This window comes from Qipengyuania sp. NPDC077563, from assembly GCF_044901345.1.
Lineage (GTDB): Bacteria > Pseudomonadota > Alphaproteobacteria > Sphingomonadales > Sphingomonadaceae > Qipengyuania > Qipengyuania aestuarii.
On the sequence record NZ_JBJDPC010000001.1, the window covers coordinates 1,189,328 to 1,209,917 of the forward strand.

At 61.3% G+C, this 20,590-nt stretch carries 15 protein-coding genes; 13 read left to right on the forward strand and 2 right to left on the reverse strand.

From position 1 onward, the window contains the following. Window positions 1-13: 13 nt before the first annotated feature. The 11 genes from ACI2I1_RS05745 (at window position 14) to ACI2I1_RS05795 (ending at window position 16,745) form a co-directional block, all read left to right on the forward strand. Window positions 14-3,067: a TonB-dependent receptor gene (locus tag ACI2I1_RS05745; RefSeq protein WP_404678277.1), complete on the forward strand. Its 3,054-nt coding sequence runs from the start codon at window positions 14-16 to the stop codon at window positions 3,065-3,067. 129 nt (window positions 3,068-3,196) lie between these two features. Beyond that, window positions 3,197-4,741 (forward strand): tryptophan halogenase family protein, encoded by a 1,545-nt coding sequence (locus ACI2I1_RS05750; RefSeq protein WP_404678278.1) that lies wholly within the window; start codon window positions 3,197-3,199, stop codon window positions 4,739-4,741. Further along, the gene (locus ACI2I1_RS05755) at window positions 4,742-5,461 is read left to right on the forward strand and encodes a SapC family protein (protein ID WP_404678279.1); all 720 of its coding nucleotides are present in this window, start codon (window positions 4,742-4,744) and stop codon (window positions 5,459-5,461) included. Continuing rightward, a complete protein-coding gene (locus ACI2I1_RS05760) occupies window positions 5,454-6,485 on the forward strand; it encodes a cupin-like domain-containing protein (RefSeq protein WP_404678280.1) in 1,032 nt (343 codons plus the stop codon). Before ACI2I1_RS05755 ends, ACI2I1_RS05760 begins: the two co-directional genes overlap by 8 nt. After that, window positions 6,482-7,987: a tryptophan halogenase family protein gene (locus ACI2I1_RS05765; RefSeq protein WP_404678281.1), complete on the forward strand. Its 1,506-nt coding sequence runs from the start codon at window positions 6,482-6,484 to the stop codon at window positions 7,985-7,987. The genes ACI2I1_RS05760 and ACI2I1_RS05765 overlap by 4 nt, the downstream gene beginning before the upstream one ends. A 161-nt stretch (window positions 7,988-8,148) precedes the next feature. Further along, window positions 8,149-9,423, forward strand: coding sequence for a hypothetical protein (locus ACI2I1_RS05770; protein ID WP_404678282.1), 1,275 nt, complete (start codon window positions 8,149-8,151; stop codon window positions 9,421-9,423). A gap of 236 nt (window positions 9,424-9,659) precedes the next feature. Next, window positions 9,660-10,721 (forward strand): LacI family DNA-binding transcriptional regulator, encoded by a 1,062-nt coding sequence (locus tag ACI2I1_RS05775; protein WP_404678283.1) that lies wholly within the window; start codon window positions 9,660-9,662, stop codon window positions 10,719-10,721. Beyond that, window positions 10,708-11,907 (forward strand): MFS transporter, encoded by a 1,200-nt coding sequence (locus ACI2I1_RS05780; RefSeq protein ID WP_404678284.1) that lies wholly within the window; start codon window positions 10,708-10,710, stop codon window positions 11,905-11,907. The genes ACI2I1_RS05775 and ACI2I1_RS05780 overlap by 14 nt, the downstream gene beginning before the upstream one ends. A 74-nt stretch (window positions 11,908-11,981) precedes the next feature. After that, window positions 11,982-14,390, forward strand: coding sequence for a glycoside hydrolase family 3 N-terminal domain-containing protein (locus tag ACI2I1_RS05785; protein WP_404678285.1), 2,409 nt, complete (start codon window positions 11,982-11,984; stop codon window positions 14,388-14,390). Between the two features lie 108 nt (window positions 14,391-14,498). Next, window positions 14,499-15,920: a sugar MFS transporter gene (locus tag ACI2I1_RS05790; protein ID WP_404678286.1), complete on the forward strand. Its 1,422-nt coding sequence runs from the start codon at window positions 14,499-14,501 to the stop codon at window positions 15,918-15,920. A 90-nt stretch (window positions 15,921-16,010) separates the two neighbouring features. Beyond that, window positions 16,011-16,745 (forward strand): 3'(2'),5'-bisphosphate nucleotidase CysQ, encoded by a 735-nt coding sequence (locus ACI2I1_RS05795; RefSeq protein ID WP_404678287.1) that lies wholly within the window; start codon window positions 16,011-16,013, stop codon window positions 16,743-16,745. Here the strand turns inward: ACI2I1_RS05795 and ACI2I1_RS05800 are convergent. Both ACI2I1_RS05800 and ACI2I1_RS05805 read right to left on the reverse strand, forming a co-directional pair. After that, window positions 16,742-17,635, reverse strand: a complete 894-nt coding sequence (locus tag ACI2I1_RS05800; RefSeq protein WP_404678288.1) for an HpcH/HpaI aldolase/citrate lyase family protein — start codon at window positions 17,633-17,635, stop codon at window positions 16,742-16,744. The genes ACI2I1_RS05795 and ACI2I1_RS05800 overlap by 4 nt on opposite strands. A gap of 74 nt (window positions 17,636-17,709) precedes the next feature. Then, window positions 17,710-18,945, reverse strand: coding sequence for an MFS transporter (locus tag ACI2I1_RS05805; RefSeq protein WP_404678289.1), 1,236 nt, complete (start codon window positions 18,943-18,945; stop codon window positions 17,710-17,712). A 193-nt stretch (window positions 18,946-19,138) separates the two neighbouring features. Here ACI2I1_RS05805 and ACI2I1_RS05810 point away from each other — a divergent pair, with 193 nt between their 5' ends. Beyond that, window positions 19,139-19,834: a cytochrome b/b6 domain-containing protein gene (locus tag ACI2I1_RS05810; RefSeq protein ID WP_404678290.1), complete on the forward strand. Its 696-nt coding sequence runs from the start codon at window positions 19,139-19,141 to the stop codon at window positions 19,832-19,834. Further along, complete coding sequence (locus ACI2I1_RS05815) at window positions 19,821-20,564, forward strand: molybdopterin-dependent oxidoreductase (protein WP_404678291.1); 744 nt, start codon at window positions 19,821-19,823, stop codon at window positions 20,562-20,564. The genes ACI2I1_RS05810 and ACI2I1_RS05815 overlap by 14 nt, the downstream gene beginning before the upstream one ends. The last annotated feature ends 26 nt before the right edge of the window (window positions 20,565-20,590 follow it).

Consider the following 20,590-nt stretch of genomic DNA (forward strand, 5'->3'; position numbering starts at 1 on the left):
AAAGGGGTTCTGGGTGAGCCAGATCCTTGTGTTGGGAGGAGAATCACTGATGGCTTTTGGACGTACACGCACGTTCGCCAAGTATTTCGCGGGCGCCTCGGTCATGGCACTGGGTATCAGCTCTACCGCCGCCATGGCGCAGACAGATATTCCCGCAGATGAGAGCGCTCAGGAAGCGACCACTGCGGACGAAGATATCATTGTCGTCACAGGCATTCGGGCTTCGTTAGAAAACTCAATGAATCTCAAGCGCGGCGCGCAAGGTGTTGTTGATGCGATTTCGGCTGAAGACATTGGGAAATTCCCCGATACCAACCTTGCGGAATCCATTCAGCGTATCACCGGTGTCTCAATCGATCGCAGCAATGGCGAAGGTCAGTATGTAACGGTTCGCGGCTTTGGACCCGAATTCAATCTGGTCCTTCTTAACGGTCGTCAGATGCCCGCGTCGAGCCTTGCCGGCACCTCGCCGCCCGCCACGCGCAGCTTCGACTTCGCCAACCTCGCATCGGAAGGCGTTGCATCGATCGAGGTTTACAAGTCCGGTCGTGCGACCCTGCCGACTGGCGGCATCGGTTCTACAATCAACATTCGCACACCCAAACCGCTGGACCGTCCCGGTTTTCAAGGTAGCATCGGTGTCAAGGGAGTCCTCGATAACACATTCGAGGACACCAAAATCACACCAGAAATTTCAGGCATCATCAGCAAGACTTTCGCCAACGACACGTTGGGAATCCTGATCAATGGCGCCTATCAGAAGCGCGAAGGCAGCACGGCCGCGTTCTCCGTGGGCGAATGGCGCGAAGGTATTCTTGGAAGCAACACCGATGCTTGGGGCGCACTCCCCCCGACCGACAGCGGCCGTGTCGAGAACCGCCCCGGTGCAGACGACATCTATCAGGTCCCGCAGAACGCGGCGTATGATTTCACGAACTTCCAGCGCGAACGGATCAACGGCCAGGCCGTTCTACAGTGGGCCCCTTCGGACCAGTTCGAAGCGTCTATCGACTACACCTATTCGCAGTACACACTCGATGCGCAAACCAACAGCATAGGTGTCTGGTTCAACCACGGTAACACCTCCAGCAGTTGGACCGACGGACCAATCTCAGGGCCGAATTTCTACGGCGAAAGCTTCAGTGCCGGCGAAGGGAAAGACTTGGCCATTACGGGCGCTGTTGCGGCCAACCGCAATGTGAACCATTCCATTGGTGGTAACCTGAAATGGAACCATCCGAGCGGTTTCAGATGGGAGCTGGACGCACACCATTCGACCGCGGAATCGAAGCCGACGTCACCATTCGGAAGCAGTGTCGCCGTCGGCAGTGCGATTTTCGGCGTACAGGAACAAATAGTCGACTTCACTTCCGACATGCCGGTCATCTCGGTTGCCATGTATCCTGGTTCGGAAATTCAGGCTTCGAATATTGTTGCCTCAGGTAACGCTTTCCGCACTGGATACATGAAAGATCGAATTCAAGAATTCCGTCTCTCCGGCGGGTACGATTTCGACGACGGTCTCATCGACGCACTGGATTTCGGTGTTACTTACACCGATAACAAGGTCCGCACCGCATATGGCAATCTTCAGAACGAAACCTGGGGCGGCATTGATGTAAATCCCGATCCAGATATTTTCGAGCGCTACGATCCAGCGGACGACATCTTCACCGAACGTGATCTGTCTGCCGACCTTGAGGGTATGGAGGGATCACAGGATCCAGCGATCATCGGTAGCTACTTCACCATCGATACAGTGCGACTAATCAATGACCTCGAAAGCCGCTTCGGCGTTTGTTCGAATTCGATAGTCGGCGATTGGTCGGGCGAAGGTTGCATCGCGGAATTGACGACTGACCGTCGTTTGCGGGAAAAGACGATCGCTCCGTACATCCAGTCATCGCATACTTTCGACATCCTGGCTGACGACGCGCATCTTCTTCTCGGCCTGCGCTATGAAATTACGGATCTTGTAAGCTCGGCTTTGACGCCGACCTACTCCGGGGCATCGTTGCTGTCCTTCAATGAAATGACGCTGTTTGAAGTTGGGCGTCAATTCCGCACAGACAGAAATTCCTACGACAATTGGCTACCTGCAGTCGATTTCGACATGTCGCCAATCGAAGACGTCGTTCTGCGCGCTTCTTACAGTCATACGATTACACGTCCAAGCTATGGCAACCTCGAAGCGGGCTTTAACCTTAACTTCCCAGCGCGGCCGGACGGCGGCAGCACAGGTGGCGGCGGCAACCCATTCCTCTTGCCGTACAAATCGAAGAACATCGATCTATCCGCTGAATGGTATTATGGACCGTCCAGCTACATTTCGGTTGGTTATTTCAACAAGCAAGTTTCCAACTTCATTGGGGGTCGCAATCGTCGGGACACGCCGTTTGATCTGCCCGATCCCAGCGATGGCGCAATCTTCAACGAAGCTGTCGCTGCGCTGGGTTCCGACGCCAGTTTCGCACAAATCCTGAACTACGCGGCAGCCAATTACCCGAACGCCGTTCAATACGATGCTGACGGCAATCCCCTTGGCATCATTGGACAAGCGGGTGATCCACTGCTCAGCTTCAATTTGAGCAGTCCGGTAAACCTTGAAGATTCCGCGACGGTCGATGGCTTCGAGTTTGCGATACAGCACAGCTTCTGGGACACGGGCTTTGGTGCCATCCTGAACTACACTGTCGTTAACAGTGACCTCGAATACGACTTGCTTCGCCCGGGTTTCGATCCGGAGCCTCAGACTGCAATCAACGGAGTATCGGACAGCGCCAATGCCGTTCTTTACTACGAGAACTACGGCTTCCAAGCTCGCGTCGCCTATAACTGGCGCGACGAGTTCCTGGCGGCCTATGGAACCGATCCATTCTTCGTTGAAGATTATGGCCAGTTTGACGTGAGCGCCAGCTACGAGTTCGATAATGGCCTTTCGATCTTCGCTGAAGGCATCAATGTGACGAATGCTGACCGCCGCGGCCATCGCCGTGCGGACCAAGCTGTGTATTTCGCGGCGCCTGGGTATGCGCGTTACGCTGCGGGCCTTCGCTTCAGCTGGTAATTGGCATCAGGAGCGGTCAGTGTCCTATCGCTCCTTGCCTTAGAAACAGAGAGGGCCACGCTGCAGTGTCGCGGCGTGGCCCTTTTCTTTGGTGTTGGCTGCCAAGCCTGTATGGAATGTCGAATTGAGATGGCGAGAGATTTCCAAAAGCTGGTGATCGTGGGCGGAGGAACCGCAGGATGGCTTTCGGCCGCCTATCTCGCCGCTCGCCTTCCGAAGCTTCGGATTACATTGGTGGAGGCGCCGGATATTCCCACGATCGGGGTCGGCGAGGGAAGCTGGCCGACCCTGCGCGAAACTCTTCAGATTATCGGCATCTCCGAAAGCCGGTTCCTGCTCGAATGCGATGCGAGTTTCAAACAGGGCTCCCGTTTCGATGGCTGGCGAACGGGCGGGAAAGACGACAGCTATTTGCACCCCTTCACTCCTCCCCTACCCGGCAGCATCTCCGACCTGCTTGCCCTTGGTGCTGAAGGTGAGTTGGGGAGCTTTGCCGATGTAGTTTCTCCGCAAGCCGCCATTTGCGCGCGTGATCTGGTCCCGCGCCAGCGAAGCATGCCTGATTATGCCGGCGCACTGAATTATGGCTACCATTTCGATGCGGGGAAATTCGCCAAACTTCTGTCGCGCCACGCGGTTCAAAAGCTTGGTGTCACCCACATCAAAGACGAGGTTACGGGAATTCGTGCTGCCTCCGCCGAATGGATCGAAGCGGTGTCGCTTCGCGGAGGCGACCATCTCGACGGCGATTTCTTTCTGGATTGCACTGGGATGGCAGCGCGTCTGATCGGTGAGCATTGCGGTTCGACCTGGATCGACCGTTCCGATGTCCTCTTCAATGACAGAGCACTGGCCGTTCAGGTCGATACCCTGCCCGCCAGCCCAGTGGCCTCGCAAACCGTCGGCACAGCGCATGAAGCTGGGTGGCTTTGGGATATTGCCCTGCCGACCCGGAGAGGGATCGGGTGCATTTACTCCTCCCGGTTCACCGATGAAGATGCAGCCAGGCGAACGCTTCTGGACTATGTCTCCGCCTGTGTACCCGAACAGGATGTCGAAGCGCTCCAGCCGCGCATGATCAGCTTCAGGACAGGTTATCGAGAGAGCTTCTGGCGGGGCAATTGCTTGGCCATCGGACTGTCTGCAGGCTTCATCGAGCCCCTAGAAGCGTCCGCGATCGTTTTGGTGGAGCTCTCGCTAAAAGCGCTTGCAGATAGCTTTCCTGCAACCCGCGAAGCGCTGCCAGCTTATGCGGAGCGGTTTGACAGGCTCTTCCATTACCGGTGGGAGCGGATCGTCGATTTCCTCAAGCTGCACTATGTCCTCAGCGAGCGCGAAGAGCCCTATTGGCAGGCACAACGACGTCCTGAGACCATTCCCGCCTCGCTCGCTCGTCAATTGCAGATTTGGCGGGACTACCCGCCGACGCAATTGGACTTTCCGCATGCGGACGAACTGTTTTCCGCTGCCAGCCAGCAATATGTGCTTTACGGAATGGGCTACCCGCCACCGCGCAGCGGATCCATCGGCGATCTCGGAATGGTACAGGGAGAAGTCGCAAGAGTACGGGAAAAAGCACGCGCCCTCTCGGCGGCTTTGCCTACGAACCGCACCTATTTAGATGCTCTGAGAGCAACGCAACCCGCCGATCCGCGGGAGGGAGAACTCGCTTAAATGGCAAACCATCAGACCTTGACCCCCGAAGATCATCGGGACCTTCGCATCCTTACCGAACCTGGCGTCGAGCTGGGCGACGGAGTGATGGCGACGTTGATCATTCCGGAAGAATTCCGCCGTGTTCAAAGCGAATTCCCCATCGTATTTCGCCGCACTCAGGAGGGCGAGACCTTCGTGCCTCTGGCGCTGTTCGGATTTGAAAACGGAGAAAACCTCTTTCTGAGTGATGGCCGATGGCAGGCGCGCTACCGCCCGCTCTCGCTGGCGATCCAGCCATTCCTGATCGGCGCCCCGACAGACGAGGGCAGCGAAGGGCAGGTTCACATCAACATCGATCACCCTCGCATCTCCACCTCTGGCGAGGGCGTCCGCGTGTTCGACGAGGATGGTGGTACAACTCCCTACCTCGAACAGATCGCCGGGCAACTGGGGGAGCTTCATGTGGGCTATCAGGGGACGGCAGTCTTCATTGAGGCTTTGGAGCGCTACGAACTGCTCGAAGCCTTCACGCTCGAGGTACCGCTGTCTGACGGTTCGAAGCAATCGCTCGTCGGGTTCCACATCATCAAGGAAGACAGGCTCCAGCAGCTCGATAGTGATGCGCTGGGAGACCTTCACGGCCAGGGCTTTCTGCTCCCCATATTCATGGCAGTGGCCTCGCTCTCCCACTTCTCCACCTTGGTCGAGCGCAAGGATGCCGCATTGAGCAATGGCTGACGCGGGCACTCCTATCTTTTCCAAGCTCACCCATATCGCGGACCGCGAGGTGGCGGATTTCGGCGGTCTGGCGGAGCTGATCGAGGGGACGCGCGAGCCCTTCGTGGTGCGGGGGCTGGTGGCGGACTGGCCGCTGGTGCGCGCGGGGCTGGAATCCGCTGCCAAGGCGCGCGAGCACCTGCTGGCCCATGCGCGGGCCATGCCCTTCACCGTGGCCATCGGCCCATCGGGGCACGGCGGGCGCATGTTCTATGCCGACGACATGCAGATGAACTTCCGCGAGGGGACCGGCAAGCTGGCCGACATCTTCGGCGGCTTCGAGCGATACGAGGGCGAGGACAAGCCCCCCACCGCCTATGTACCTTCGGTCGATATGAACCGATATTTCAATGGCTTGACCGAGGCGAACCCCAGCCCGGTGGCCCAGCACAAGCCGCGCGAGAGCATCTGGATCGGCACCCCCACCAGGATCGCCGCGCATAACGATTTTCCCGACAATCTGGCCTGCTGCGCGGTCGGCCGCCGCCGCTTCATCCTGTTCCCGCCCGAGCAATTCGAGAACCTCTATCTCGGCCCGATCGACAATACGCCCGCGGGGCGCGCGGTGAGCATGGTCGATTTCCACCAGCCCGATTTCGCCGCCCACCCCCGCTTCGAAGCCGCGCTGGAAACCGCCCTGACCACCGAGCTGGAGCCGGGCGACGCGGTCTTCATCCCGTCCATGTGGTGGCATCATGTCGAAGGACTGGCACCGTTCAACGTGCTGGTGAATTACTGGTGGCGCGAGACGCCGAAATGGCTCGGCCAGCCGCAGGACGCGCTCAACCACGCCATCCTGGCCATTCGCGACCTGCCTCCGGAAGACCGGGCGATCTGGAAGCGGATGTTCGACCATTATGTGTTCGAACACGGCCCGAACGTGACCGAACATATACCGGAAGGCAAACGCGGCGTTCTGGATCCGCTGACGCCCGAGGCGGCGAGCCGCATCCGATCTTTTCTGCTGAGGGCACTCAACCAATGAGAACCGCAACCACACCCCGCCGCATCGTCATCGCCGGAGGCGGCACATCGGGCTGGATGGCCGCCGCCGCCCTGGCCCGGACCATGGGCGACACGATCGAGCTGACGCTGGTGGAATCGGATGCGATCGGTACGGTAGGCGTGGGCGAAAGCACCATCCCGCCGCTGGTCAAATACAACCAGCTGACCGGCATCGACGAAGCCGAGTTCATGCGCGAGACCAATGCGACCTTCAAGCTGGGCATCGAGTTCGAGAACTGGAAGAACGACGGCGAGAGCTATTTCCATTCCTTCGGCGCGACGGGCAAGGATCACTGGTCGGCCGGCTTCCAGCACTTCTGGATGCACGGCCTCACGCAGGGGCACGAGCACAGCTATGACGATTACTGCCTGGAGCTTGCCGCCGCGCATGCGGGCAAATTCGCCATCCTTCCCGACAACCGCATCAACTATGCCTACCAGCTCGACGCGACGGCCTATGCCCGCTTCCTGCGCCGCAAGGCGGAAAGCTTCGGAGCCACGCGCCGCGAGGGCAAGATTGCCGCGGTCGAGCTCGACAGCGAAAGCGGCGATATTGCGGCCCTGACGCTGGAAAGCGGGGAGCGGATCGAAGGCGATCTGTTCCTCGATTGCACCGGCTTTCGCGCGCTGCTGATCGAAGGCGCGCTGCATGTCGGTTATGACGACTGGAGCCATTACCTGCCCAATGACCGCGCCATCGCGGTCCAGACCGAAAGCATCCGCGATCCGGTGCCCTTCACCCGCGCCATCGCGCATGAGGCGGGCTGGCAATGGCGCATCCCGCTGCAGCACCGGCAGGGCAACGGCATCGTCTATTGCAGCCGCTACATGTCGGATGACGAGGCCGAGGCGCGGCTGCTGTCCACGGTCGAAGGCGCCACCTGCTCCACCCCTAACCGCCTGCGCTTCACCACTGGCACGCGGCGCAAGCAATGGCATCGCAACTGCGTGGCCGTGGGCCTGTCGAGCGGGTTCATGGAACCGCTGGAATCGACCAGCATCCACCTGATCCAGCGCGCCGTCCTGCGGCTGATCCGCATGCTGCCTGCGGGCGAGCGCGTGAGCCAGCGCGATATCGACGAATTCAACGACCAGCAGCTGACCGACATGGACCAGATCAGGGATTTCCTGATCCTGCACTACAAGGTCACCCAGAGGCGGGATTCGCCCTTCTGGCGCCAGTGCGCCGACATGGAAATCCCCGACAGCCTGACGCAGAAGATCGAGCTCTTCCGCGAAACCGGCCGCGTGTTCCGCAAGAACGAGGAACTGTTCGCGGAAAACAGCTGGGTCCAGGTAATGATGGGACAGGGGCTGATGCCCGAAACCTATCACCCCGTCGCCACCAAGATGAGCAGCGAAGAACTCGACCGCTTCCTCGGCACGCTGCGCAGCAATGTAAGCCGGACCGTGGCGGGCCTGCCCGAACACCATGCCTTCGTGAAACGCTATTGCGGTGCGAGACAGACCGAGGCCGCGTAGGTGGTGCGAGTGGATCGGTCGCTTCGTCAGGATTGACGACGCGGTCCATCCGCAATGCGTGCCGGGATTGGAACTAGGCCGTCATCAGCGGATTTATGTTCGACAAAGCAGCGTCAAGTGGCCACGAATCTGCCCTTTCCCTCCGCGATTGATCTAACAACATGCGCCTGACGGTCGTCTACCCAGAAGTGAAGGCTCAGATCGCCCAATTCGCCGGTGGGCTAATGCCTGTTCGTCTTGGCGACGATGAGCAGCTTTCCCTCGTCGTTAAAACACAGAAAGAGGCGATCCTTGCGGTCCAGATGCACAGGGGTTTCGCCTTTTACCTGCCAGCGCTACCATCGTCCTCATGCACAACCACCTCGCTCATCACCGCGTTCTTCGATGACGACGACGAGCCCCTCACCATTCGCACCCCGCTGTTCGGCGATGATGCCTTCTCGCAAGACATTATCGAGATCCTGAAATATGACGAAGTCAGCGTCTATTTCTTCGACGAACACAATTACGAGTGGATCAGCTTCCGTGCGGATTTGAAGGATAACGGAAGCTGCCTCGTCGGCGACGAGGACATCCACCTGCTCAGCTACCATCCCGAAACGGCAAAGTCCGTCCATACCGTGCTGAACGACTGGTTTGGTGCTCGGACGGCCGAGGATGACGAGCGTGCGATCAACGCCATTTTCAAAGAATCACTTTCGCCGAGCGACCTCTTTGTCTTCGATATGACGCCGGAGATGAACAGCTATCAGGGGGGCTCCGGTTTCCGCCACGACACCCTAACGAGAACCGACCCCGGTTATTATCAGGAGCGGGACATTTCGTCATGCTTGTCACGGGTCTTCGAGCCCGGGCAGATCATGATGAACCCTAGGCGGAAGGATAATCATAAGGAAATCCTCGATCACCTGGTCCTAACCGAAGAGTTAGCAATTCTCGTTCAGGCAAAGGACAGCCCGACGACGGAAGCCGGGATAACTCGCACTCTCCACCGCAAGCGACTAGCAACTCACAGCCAGATCGATGCGGCGATACGGCAAATCAACGGCGCCGCCCGCTACCTCAAACGTGAAAGCGTCGCGAAGCTGGTAGTTGCCGGTCGGGATATCGATGTCGACATCAGCACACGGCGCGTCATCGGCCTCGCGATCGTCAAGGAGCTCTTCGACGACGAAGGCGCCGCCTACGTTGCGGCATGCAAAAAAATGGCGGGGCTTTCCGGAGGTGGCATCGTGATGGATTATCACTCCTTTCATGCGCTCACCCATCGCTTCGCGTCCCACGACGCGTTTGTCCAAACGTTAGAGAAGCTCATTGCCCATGTGCGGACACATGGTTGGATCTTGATCAAGGACGAAGTGTTCGATGGCGTCCTCGATTGGGTAGAGAGCATGCGCGCGAAACGTGCTGGTGAGAACGATCAGCCCAACAAATAGACGTTCTGACTTGCCGAGCGACTAGTTGCCATTGCAACGGCGGCCTTGCCAACTTCGTTAGCTGTAACCTGCCAGTCTGCAACCGGCCCCAACCCGGTCATTCCGCCATTGCGCAGTGCCACACTTATCCTCGCCGAATAGACAAACCGACTGGAAACTCGACCCAAGCGGTTTCAATGTGCTGGCGAAGACGGTTTTGCTGCGTTAGCGAGAGATACGTTTAGGGGGATGTCTTAATGGGTCGGCGGCGCCAGTCGGTGACAATCAAGCATGTTGCTGCCGATGCGGGGGTTTCCCTGCAGACCGTCAGCCGCGTCATCAACAACGAGCCCAATGTGCGGCCCGCGATGAAAGAGCGCGTGCAGGCCAGCATCGACAAGCTGGGTTATGTGCCCAGCATCGCCGCCCAGCGCATGAGCGGTTCGCGGTCCTACATCATCCTGGCCATCAACGATCGCGACCGCACAATTGCGGACTGGCGCGCGCGCGAGGGGCGCGACTGGATCGACCAGATGCTGCTGGGCGGCATGCTGACCTGTGCCGAGCATGGGTACCGGATGATGATCGAGCTGGTCGATACGCATAACGACCATGTCGAACGCGAACTGAGCGCAGCCATCGCCGCGCTCCAGCCCGACGGCGTGATCCTCACCCCGCCCCATTCGGAAAACGACCTGATCACCGGCCTGCTGGCCACGCGCGGCATTCCGTTTGCGCGGATCGGATCCATGCAAGCCGGGCCGGGCATCGCGGTCACCATGGGCGACAAGTTCAACGCCGGGCTGGCCACCGATCACCTGATCGAACTGGGGCACGAACGGATCGGCTTCATCGCCGGGCCTGAGGAATTCAGCCTGGCCAATCGCCGTATCGCCGGGTGGGAAGCGGCCATGGAACGCGCCGGCCTGTCCACCGAGGACCTGTGCCAGCGCGGGGATTTCGGCTTCGAAAGCGGCGCTGCCGCGGCGGAGAAACTGCTGTCTCTCGTACCCGCGCCCACGGCCATCATCGCCAGCAGCGACCAGATGACGCTGGCGGCGCTGGCCGTCGCCCGCAAACGCGGGCTCCGCGTGCCCGAGGACCTGTCGCTGGTCAGCTTCGACAATTCGCCCATCGTGCGCTTCACCCAGCCGGCCCTGACCGCCGTCGACCAGCCGATTGCAGCAACCATTTCGCGGGTCGTCGAACTGCTGATCGAAGCGCAGTCCGGGAAACTGCCCGATGGCCCGACCGCCGTACCCGGCGAAGTGATCGTCCGCAGCTCGACCGCGCGCGCCCCGAAGCATGACGCAGGCTGAGGGGCCGGATCACGGGCGGCAATCGCTGCGCTTCATGTGGCTGTACGCGCTGGCGGTGGCGGGGGGCGCGGTGTCCTATGTTCCGTTCCTTACCCTCCTGCTGCCGCTGCGCGCCACTGAAATGGCGGGCGAGGCGCGGATCGACCTGCTCGCCTATATCGCCTTTTCCGGCGCGATCGCGGCCAGCGCGGGCAATGTGCTGTTCGGCTGGCTGAGCGATCTCACCCGGACCCGCAAGCCCTGGATCGCGACCGGGCTGGTGCTGTCCTGCAGCCTGCTGGTGAGTGTCCGCGCCACCGGCACGCCGGCGCAATTGCTGGGCCTTATCGTGGTCTGGCAGCTTGCGCTCAACATGATGCTGGGGCCGCTCGGCGCATGGGCGGGTGACGCCGTGCCTGACAGGCAGAAGGGATTTCTGGGCGGATTGCTGGCCTTTGCGCCTGCGCTCGGCGCGGCATCGGGGGCCATCGTGACGCTTCCCGGCCTCGCCGGTGCCGATCACCGGCTGGTGCTGGTGGCGGGCCTCGTTGCGGCCATGGTGCTTCCCGTGCTGCTGTTCGGAAACCCGCGGGCGATGCCGCAGCTCATGCTGGACGACAGAAATCCCGACGAAGAGGCCCGCCACGCCAAGCGCAGCGCTGCCGCCCGGATGTGGCTGGCGCGGCTGCTGGTGCAGATCGCGGAAGCGGCGCTGTTCACCTATCTGCTCATCTGGTTCACCAGCATCGATCCGTCTTTCACCGACAGCGATACGGCGCGGGTCTTCTCGATTGTCCTGCCGCTGTCGGTGCCGCTGGCGATGCTGGCGGGGCGCTGGTCCGACCGGCGCGAACGCCCCATCCTGCCGCTGGTGCTGGGGTCCGCCATCGGCGCAGTCGGCCTGCTGGTCATGGCGCTGTCGGACAGCCTTGGCGGTGCCATCGCGGGCTATGTCGTCTTCGGCCTGTCGTCGAGCGTGTTCCTCGCGCTGCATACCAGCCAGACGCTGCGCGTGCTGCCCCGCCCTTCGCGCCGGGGCCGGGATCTCGGCATTTTCAACCTGACCAACACCGTGCCCAGCATGATCATGCCCTGGCTGACGCTGGCGCTGGTGCCGGTGTTCGGGTTCAGCGCGCTGTTCTTTGCGCTGGCGGCCCTTGTCGCGATCGGGACAGCGCTGCTGCTCACCCTCACCCCTGCGAAGTAGCCGCTTGATTTTGCGCACCGAGCGTGCCAATCCCCGCAATTGATAACGTTCTCAAAAAGGGAGCGCGGAGAGTGATGATCGATATGAAAGCGTTTTGGATGGCCACGGCCGCGGCAATCACACTTGCGGGGTGCACCACTGTTCCGGGCGATATGGAGACACCTGCCGCCAGTACCGCGCGCGCCGCCGAAGATGCCCGCGTCGCCGACCTGCTCGCCCGCATGAGTGTGGAGCGCAAGGTCGCCCAGCTGATCCAGCCGCAGATCAATAGCTTCACCGCCGAAGACATGCGCCGCTACCGTTTCGGCAGCTATCTCAACGGCGGTAATGGCGGCCCTTACGGCGATGAATATGCCGAAGCCAGCGAATGGCTGAAGCTCGCCGACGAGATGTATCTCGCCTCGATCGCGCCGCAGGCCGATGGCCAGCCGACCGTCCCCACCATGTGGGGCACCGATGCCGTGCATGGCCATACCAATGTGATGAAGGCGACGATCTTCCCGCACAATATCGGCCTTGGCGCCACGCGCGATGCCGACCTCGTGCGCCGCATCGGCGAAGCGACCGCGACCGAGATCGAAGTGACCGGGATCGACTGGAATTTCTCGCCCACCATCGCCGTGGCACAGGACGACCGGTGGGGCCGCACCTATGAGAGCTATTCCGAGGATCCGAAGATCGTCGCCCCGCTGGGCGCCGCGCTGGTCGAAGGGCTGCAAGGCCGCAAGGGCGATCCCAACCGCCTGGGCGCGGGGCATGTCATCGCCACTGCCAAGCACTTCTTCGGTGACGGCGGGACCGACCAGGGCGTCGACCAGGGCGAGGTCACAGGCGATATCGAGAAGCTGAAGAAGATCCACGCTGCCCCGTACCCCGCCGCGATCGGCGCCGGGGTGGAAGCGGTGATGGCCAGCTTCAACTCGATCAACGGCCGCAAGATGCACGGCAATGAAGCGCTGCTGACCGGCGTGCTTCGCAACGAACTGGGCTTCGACGGCCTCGTCGTCGGCGACTGGAACGGCCACGGGCAGGTCGCAGGCTGCACCAATACCGACTGTCCGCAATCCCTGCTCGCCGGGCTCGACATCTACATGGTTCCGGACGACTGGAAGGGCCTGCTCGAAACCACCGTTGCGCAGGTCAAGGACGGCACGATCCCCATGGCCCGCCTCGACGAAGCCGTGAGCCGCGTGCTGCGCGTGAAATACCGCGCCGGGCTGCTGGATGAATTCGTTCAGCCGTCGGGCCGCCCCAATGCAGGCAAGTACGATCTGCTCGGTTCACCCGAACACCGCGCCATCGCGCGCGAGGCGGTCGCCAAATCGCAGGTACTGCTCAAGAACAACGGCGTACTGCCGCTGAAGGCCGGGGCGAACATCCTCGTTGCAGGCAGCGCGGCTGACGATATCGCGCAGGCCGCCGGCGGCTGGACGCTGACCTGGCAGGGTGGCGGCGATCTCGACAACAGCTATTTCCCGGGCGCGACCTCGATCTGGAAGGGGCTGGAAACCGCGGCGAAGGAAAGCGGCGGCAAGGCCGTGCTGTCGGCCGATGGCACCTACACGGCCAAACCGGATGTGGCCGTGGTCGTCTTCGGCGAGGAGCCCTATGCGGAGTTTGCGGGCGACCGCAAGCACCTCGGCTTCACCGACGAGGAAGGGCTGACCCTGCTCCGCAAGTTCAAGGCGGACGGCGTGCCCACGGTCGCCGTGTTCCTCTCGGGCCGCCCTATGTGGGTAAACCGCGAAATGAACCTGGCCGATGCTTTCGTTGCATCCTGGCTCCCGGGTAGCGAAGGCGCAGGCGTGGCGGATGTCCTGACCGGCGCGATGCCCGCCACCGGAAAACTCGGCTTCAGCTGGCCCGCCACCTGCGATGCCGGTCCGCTCAACGGCCCCAAGGGTGCTCTGTTTGCCGTCGGATACGGCCGCGCGCTGACCGACACCTCACCCACTCCGCAGCTCGACGAAAACTGCGCCCCGCTGCTCGAAGGTCCGTCACGCGCCCTGTTCGAATCCGGCCGCCTGGCCGATGGCGTAGTCGCATTTGCGGTCAAACCGAATGTCGAAGGCGTGGGCGAATATCTCGCCCAGATGCGGGGCGATCTCACCGATTCCGGCGTTCTGGTTCGCGGTTACGACCGCAATGCACAGGAAGATGCGCGCGAGATCACCATGCGTGCCAACTCGCGTTTCGGCCTGTCGCAGACGCCCGATACCGGCGGCGCCTATCGCATCACCTACGAAGTGGTCACGCGGCCGACCGCTCCGATCAAGCTGCGTGTAGGCGAAGACGCGTTGGTCGACCTGACCCAGCCCTTCGCGGTGGCGCATGGCAAGGGCTGGCGCGAAATGCTGATCACCGATCAGTGCGCGCCCGGACTTGGCAACCGCATCCGGTTCGAAACCGAAGCCGAGGTCACTTTCCGCATCGCCAGCGTGGTGCGCGAAGATGTTGCCGAAGGAACGGCCTGCTCGTTCTGAGCGCGCGAAATCGTATTCGCTTTGTGCTGCCCGACAAGGCTGGCACATAGCGTGACGCAAGATCAACGCCGGTTCGTGAAGTTCGTCGGCACTTGGGAGGAATACTGAATGGCACTCGCACCAGATGTCGCGTCGAGCACCGACCCGGCGACTCTTACTGAGGACGGCGCGCATGTTAACGCGCCGGGACTCCAGTATTTCGTCTTCGCGCTATTCTTCATCTTCGGCGGTATCACGTCACTCAATGACGTTATCCTGCCGAAGTTGAAGGAGCTTTTTACGCTCAACTACACCGAAGCCATGCTGGTGCAATTCTGCTTCTTCACCGCCTATTTGATGATTGGCATTCCAGGTGCCGAATTGGTCAAGCGGATCGGCTATATGCGCGGTGCTGTGGCTGGCCTTCTGATAATGATGGCGGGTTGCTTGTTATTCATTCCCGCCAGTCAGACTGCGACCTACGGTATTTTCCTTGGTGCGCTCTTCATCTTGGCTAGCGGCGTGGTGATCGTTCAAGTTGTCACCAATCCGCTTATTTCGCTTCTGGGCCCGCAAAAGACCGTCCACAGCCGCCTTACTTTTGCTCAGGCCTTCAACAGCCTCGGCACAACGATTTTCCCGCGCGTAGGATCGGCGCTTATTCTTGGCGGTCTTGCCGGTGTTTCGGCTGCAGAATTATCGGGTTCCGAATTGGCGGCCTATCGCACCGCGGAAAGTGCAGCGATCGTATCGACCTATCTGGGTCTTGCGGCTGCCCTCGCGGTGATCGCACTGGTGGTGTGGATCAATCGCAACAAACTCCCGCACGACGCAGCAGCCATGCAGGGCACCGCCCTGACCTCCTTCACTCGCTACCTCATCGGTATCGTGCCGATCGCACTCGGCGGTTGGCTTGTAATCCGCGGCAATGAAATACCCGGGATCATTCTTTTGATCGTCGGACCGGCGATTTGGCTGTGGGGTAACAGCCTGCTCGGCCGAGCCCGCTTCTCTTACGGAGCCGCTTGTATCTTCCTCTATGTAGGTGCGGAAGTTGCGATCGGTTCACTAATCGTGAACTACCTGATGCAGGAAAGCGTACTTGGTCTCACAGAACGTGCTGCGGGCGACATGATCTTCCTGTACTGGGGCGGCGCGCTGGTCGGACGCATCATTGGCTCGCTGGTGTTGCGCTATGCTAGCCCAGGTCTGGTACTGACTGGTGTGGCATTAGGCGCAATTGCGCTTGTGCTTTTCTCGACCAGCACCACCGGCACCGCTGCAGGCTACAGCTTGCTCGCAGTCGGCCTTATGAACTCTATCATGTTCCCTACCATCTTCTCGCTTGCCTGTGAGAAACTCGGCATGAAGGCAGCAGACGGCTCGGGTATCATCAACATTGCTATTTTCGGCGGTGCCGTGATCCCGCTGCTCACCGGGATGCTGGCCGATGCAAGCGGCAGCCTCGGAACGGCGTTGATCCTGCCCATCATCTGCTATGCGATCATCGCCGGCTTCGGCATCTTCGCGAGAAAACCTGCCGTCGCCTGACCGCAGAATTTCTAAACACCGTGGGGGTTCGCAAGGCGGCGCAGGTCTGCCATGCGGGCCCCTACTTCTTTAGAAATCCGCGAGAACCCAATGACCGACGCCGAACTCGCCGCCCATCTCGCTCAGGTCGCTGGCCGGATCCTGCTGGAAGTCCGTGCGAGCGGCATGTTCGAGGGCAAGAGCCTCGGCAAGGCAGGCGACCAGACCGCCAATCAGTTTCTCTGCCACGCAGTTCGCGCCCAGCGCCCCGATGACGGCCTTCTTTCGGAAGAAAGCAAGGACACAGCCGAACGCCTCTCCAAAAAACGCGTATGGATCGTCGACCCGGTCGACGGCACCCGTGAATATGGCGAAGAACGCAGCGACTGGGCCGTGCATGTGGCACTGTGCGTCGATGGCAGGCCGGAGACGGGCGCGGTGGCCCTGCCCGGCCTGGGGGAAGTGCTCCGCAGCGATACGCCCGGTGCCCTACCCCCGGCCGCGCAAACCCCGCGTATGCTGGTAAGCCGCACGCGGCCCGCCAGCGAAGCCGTAGCGGTGGCTGATACGATCGGCGCGGAACTGGTGCCCATGGGTTCGGCCGGAGCCAAGGCCATGGCCGTGGTCAGGGGCGAAGCGGAAATCTACCTGCACACCGGCGGGCAATATGAATGGGACAGTGCGGCCCCCGTGGCGGTCGCGCTGGCGCACGGACTCCATGCCAGCCGGATCGATGGGAGCCCGCTGATCTATAACCAGCAGGACACCTACATGCCGGACCTGCTCATTTGCCGCCCAGAGTGGAGCGAGCGCGTTCTCGCCGAAGTCGGCAAGCTCAGTGCCTAGCAATCCACCTGCGCCAGAAGCTGCCGCGCCCGGCTGAGGTGCGGGCGGTCCAGCATCTTGCCGTTATGGCCGATGGTCCCGGCCTGCGGATTGGCTTCGAACAGCGCCACGATCTCGCGCGCTTCGGCGATTTCGTCCTCGCCCGGGCTGAATGCTTCGTTGATCACCGGCACCTGCGCCGGGTGGATCGCCAGCATCCCGCGATAGCCGTCGCGCCGCACCTTTTCCGCGCGGGCTTTCAGACCTTCCAGATTGCGAAAATCACCGTCGATCGTCTCGATCGCGGGCACACTGGCTGCGGCCGCACCAAGCAGGGTCAGGCTGCGGGCCAGTTCATAGGTGAAGGCATATTCGCCATTGTCCAGGCGATTGGACATCGCGCCGATTGAATCGGCCAGGTCTTCCGCCCCCCATGTCATCGCGGCGAGGCGCGGCGCATCGGCGTAATCGCCCGTGGTGAACATGGCAGCGGCAGTCTCGGTGACCAGCGCAATGACGGGTGTCGAGCCAGGCGCAATTCCAAGCTCCATTTCCAGCGGGGTGAGAAGGCGGTCGAGTTCTTCCACATCATGGCGCCCTCTCGCCTTGGGCAGCATGATCCCGCCGGGACGGGTGTGCATGATGGCGGCCAGGTCATCCGCCGTGTGCGGTCCATCGAGCGGGTTCACCCGGACCCATAATCTGGCCCTTTCGCTGTCATCACGCGCGGCAAGAAATGCGGCGATCCCCTCGCGCGCGGCCGGTTTCGCCTCTTCCGCCACCGCGTCTTCAAGATCGAAGATGACGATATCGGCTTCGCCCTGCGCCGCCTTCGTCATTTTCTTCTCGCTGTCGCCGGGGGCGAACAGCCAGCTGCGATGCCGGGGCGGAAGGCTGGGAGAAGTCGTCACGAAGGAATCTCGCTTGTTGTCTGTGGTTGGCCAGCCATGAGCCTGCGCCGACCGTGCAAGTCAAGGCGGGGCGATCAACTGTCAGGCTGCTGCTCGTCCGCTGCTTCGAAAATGGCGGCCATGGCGGTGGTACGCGGCAGACTCTGGAACGCCTGCTGGTCCTCGGCAGGGACCGAAGGCCGGGCGAAGGTCCGCCAGATGCCGAACAGCCCGCCGAGTATCGCAAGCCCGCCCGTCACGGCGAAAAGCCCGCCAGGGCCCAGAGCGCCCATGCCGATCGAGCCCAGCATGGGCCCGGCAACCGCGCCTGCCGAATAGGTGAGGACAAGGCCGCTGCTTGCTCCGATCCGCTCCTCTTCGGACAGATGGTCGTTCGAATGCGCCACGCAGAGCGGATAGAGGGCAAAGGCGAAGCCGCCAAAGAGGCTGCCCAGCCCGATCACTGCCACAGGGGCGAGCTCCATCAGGAAAATGGGCAGCGATACGGCGAAAGTCGCCAGGAAGCTCGCGATCACAATCAGACGCCGGTCGAACCGATCCGAAAGCAGTCCAAGCGGATATTGCAGAGCGACCCCGCCGGCGATGACGCATGAGGTGAACAGCGCCACCTGCGACAATCCCATTCCGATCCGCTGGATATATACCGCGCCCAGCGCATAGAATGCCCCCAGAATGGCTCCCGTTACGAGCGTGCCGACGATGCCGAGCGGAGAGACCTTGTAAAGGCGGCGCAAGGAAAAGGGCGCAACAGTCTCGATGACCGGCTGATCCATGCGCGTGAGGAGGACAGGAAGCAGCGCGATCGACAGCAGGATCGCGGAAAGCATGAAGGGCAGATCCGGAGCCTCGTCGCCGAGATTGAGCAGGAACTGGCCTGCCGCCTGTCCGCAATAGAGTGCGATCATGTAAGCCGCGAGCATGGCGCTGCGATTCTTGGGGCTTGCCTGCTGGTTGAGCCAACTTTCAAGGCAGACGAAGACACCTGCCATGGCCAGCCCGTCGATAAATCGCAGAACTGTCCAGACAACCGGAGATTCGAAAATGGCATAGGTCAGGCTGCTTGCCGAATAGATCGTCACGAAAGCGGCAAAGGCGCGGATGTGGCCGGTTCGTTCGATGACCTTCTGGACGCGGAGCGATCCCAGCATCAGGCCGCCGAAATAGCTGGTCCCGACAAGGCCGATAACACCAGCCGAAGCGCCTGCCAGTTCCAGCCGAATCGCAATCAGCGTGGACAGAAATCCACTACCCGCCATGAGAACGAAGATCGCGATCAGAAGCGCGCGGACGGGATAGGCTGAGGAAATCATCGAATCGCCCGTATTCCTGCGCGCTATCCGCTTCAAGCGAAGTCTGCTCTGCGAAGGCGACTCACGCAACTTTCCGCGAGGCTGCGGCCCATCCGAGGTTGCAGATGAATGCGCATTTGTTTGATGGGAAATACCCGCCGTTGCGCTGGCTTCATCGGCTGCGGTATAGGCCGGTCATCAAAGGGGATCGTCATTGAAGAAGCGCCACGCCCTCTCCACACGTCTCTGGCACTGGATAAACGCCCTGTGCCTTCTCGTGCTGTTCATGAGCGGCCTCAATATATCGAACGCCCACCCTCGCCTGTATTGGGGTGATCGGGGGTTCCTGCCGTCCGAAGCTTGGCTGTCGCTGCCGGACTTTCCCGGCTGGATCACCATCCCGAGCTATTACAGCCTGGCCGCGGCGCGTGACTGGCATGTGGTGTTCTCGCTGGTCTTCGCCTTCGGCCTCCTGGCCTTCATGGTGATTGCCCTGATCAACGGTCACATCAGGCGCGATCTGCTGCTACGCGCGGCGGAATGGCGGCCGCAGAGCATCTGGCGCGATGTGAAGGCGCATCTGTGGCTCGATTTCGAGCACGGCAACGGCAAATACAACGTGCTGCAGAAGCTAACCTATGCGCTGGTGATCTTCATCCTGCTGCCAGCGATGATCTTCACCGGCATGGCAATGAGCCCGGGGATGGAAGCCGCATGGCCGTGGCTCAGCGAAATGTTCGGCGGCCGGCAAAGCGCACGCTCGATCCATTTTCTGAGCGCTTTCGCTCTCGCAGCCTTTCTTATTCTCCACGTGGTGTTGGTCCTGCTTGCAGGTCCGATCACCCAGCTGCGCGGCATGCTGTTCGGCGGCCGCCTGGACACAAGCGGAGGCGCCGATGCGCAGGCGTAACTTTCTCGTAGCCCTGGGGGCAAGCGTCGTTGCGGGATGCGATGCCGTCGGAGACAGCAGCTGGTTCGGCAAAGTCGTGGACAGGGCGCAAAACTGGCACCGCGGACTGCACCGGGCGCTGGGCGGCGGCCGGATTGCCATGGCGCCCGAGTTCAGCCGCTCCGCAATCTCACCCTTCTTTCGCGGCAATGGTACGCAAAGTATCGACACCGGGACCTATCGCGCCGCCATGGAAGATGGCTTCGCCAATTGGACCGTCACGGTCTCGGGCCTGGTCGAGCACCCGCTTGAGCTCTCGATGGAAAACCTGCGCGGCCTGCCGCAGCGCACGCAGATCACCCGCCACGATTGCGTGGAAGGGTGGAGCGCCATCGGCGAATGGACGGGCCCGCAGCTGTCGACGATTCTCGATGCGGCTGGCGTGCGGCCTGAGGCGCGGTTCGCGGTCTTTCGCTGCGCCGACAACCTGAATGGAGGCGATTATTACGAAAGCTGCGATCTGGACGATGCCTTCCATCCCCAGACAATTCTTGCTCACCAGCTCAATGGAGAGCCGCTGCCCGAACGCAATGGTGCACCGGTGCGGCTGCGGCTCGAACGCCAATTAGGCTACAAGCACGCGAAATATCTGACGGGGATCGAACTGGTCGAAAGCCTCGAGGGGATCGGCGAAGGTAAGGGCGGCTATTGGGAGGATCGTGCCGGCTACCAATGGTACGCCGGCATCTGATCGCCTCAGTGCTCGCGGTGGTGCGC

Excerpts from the sequence above, each read along its gene's own strand:
- ACI2I1_RS05750 (WP_404678278.1), top strand. The coding sequence starts at position 3,197 with ATGGCGAGAGATTTCCAAAAGCTGGTGATCGTGGGCGGAGGAACCGCA.
- ACI2I1_RS05755 (WP_404678279.1), top strand. The coding sequence starts at position 4,742 with ATGGCAAACCATCAGACCTTGACCCCCGAAGATCATCGGGACCTTCGC.
- ACI2I1_RS05760 (WP_404678280.1), top strand. The coding sequence starts at position 5,454 with ATGGCTGACGCGGGCACTCCTATCTTTTCCAAGCTCACCCATATCGCG.
- ACI2I1_RS05765 (WP_404678281.1), top strand. The coding sequence starts at position 6,482 with ATGAGAACCGCAACCACACCCCGCCGCATCGTCATCGCCGGAGGCGGC.
- ACI2I1_RS05770 (WP_404678282.1), top strand. The coding sequence starts at position 8,149 with ATGCGCCTGACGGTCGTCTACCCAGAAGTGAAGGCTCAGATCGCCCAA.
- ACI2I1_RS05775 (WP_404678283.1), top strand. The coding sequence starts at position 9,660 with ATGGGTCGGCGGCGCCAGTCGGTGACAATCAAGCATGTTGCTGCCGAT.
- ACI2I1_RS05780 (WP_404678284.1), top strand. The coding sequence starts at position 10,708 with ATGACGCAGGCTGAGGGGCCGGATCACGGGCGGCAATCGCTGCGCTTC.
- ACI2I1_RS05785 (WP_404678285.1), top strand. The coding sequence starts at position 11,982 with ATGATCGATATGAAAGCGTTTTGGATGGCCACGGCCGCGGCAATCACA.
- ACI2I1_RS05790 (WP_404678286.1), top strand. The coding sequence starts at position 14,499 with ATGGCACTCGCACCAGATGTCGCGTCGAGCACCGACCCGGCGACTCTT.
- ACI2I1_RS05795 (WP_404678287.1), top strand. The coding sequence starts at position 16,011 with ATGACCGACGCCGAACTCGCCGCCCATCTCGCTCAGGTCGCTGGCCGG.
- ACI2I1_RS05805 (WP_404678289.1), bottom strand. The coding sequence starts at position 18,945 with ATGATTTCCTCAGCCTATCCCGTCCGCGCGCTTCTGATCGCGATCTTC.
- ACI2I1_RS05815 (WP_404678291.1), top strand. The coding sequence starts at position 19,821 with ATGCGCAGGCGTAACTTTCTCGTAGCCCTGGGGGCAAGCGTCGTTGCG.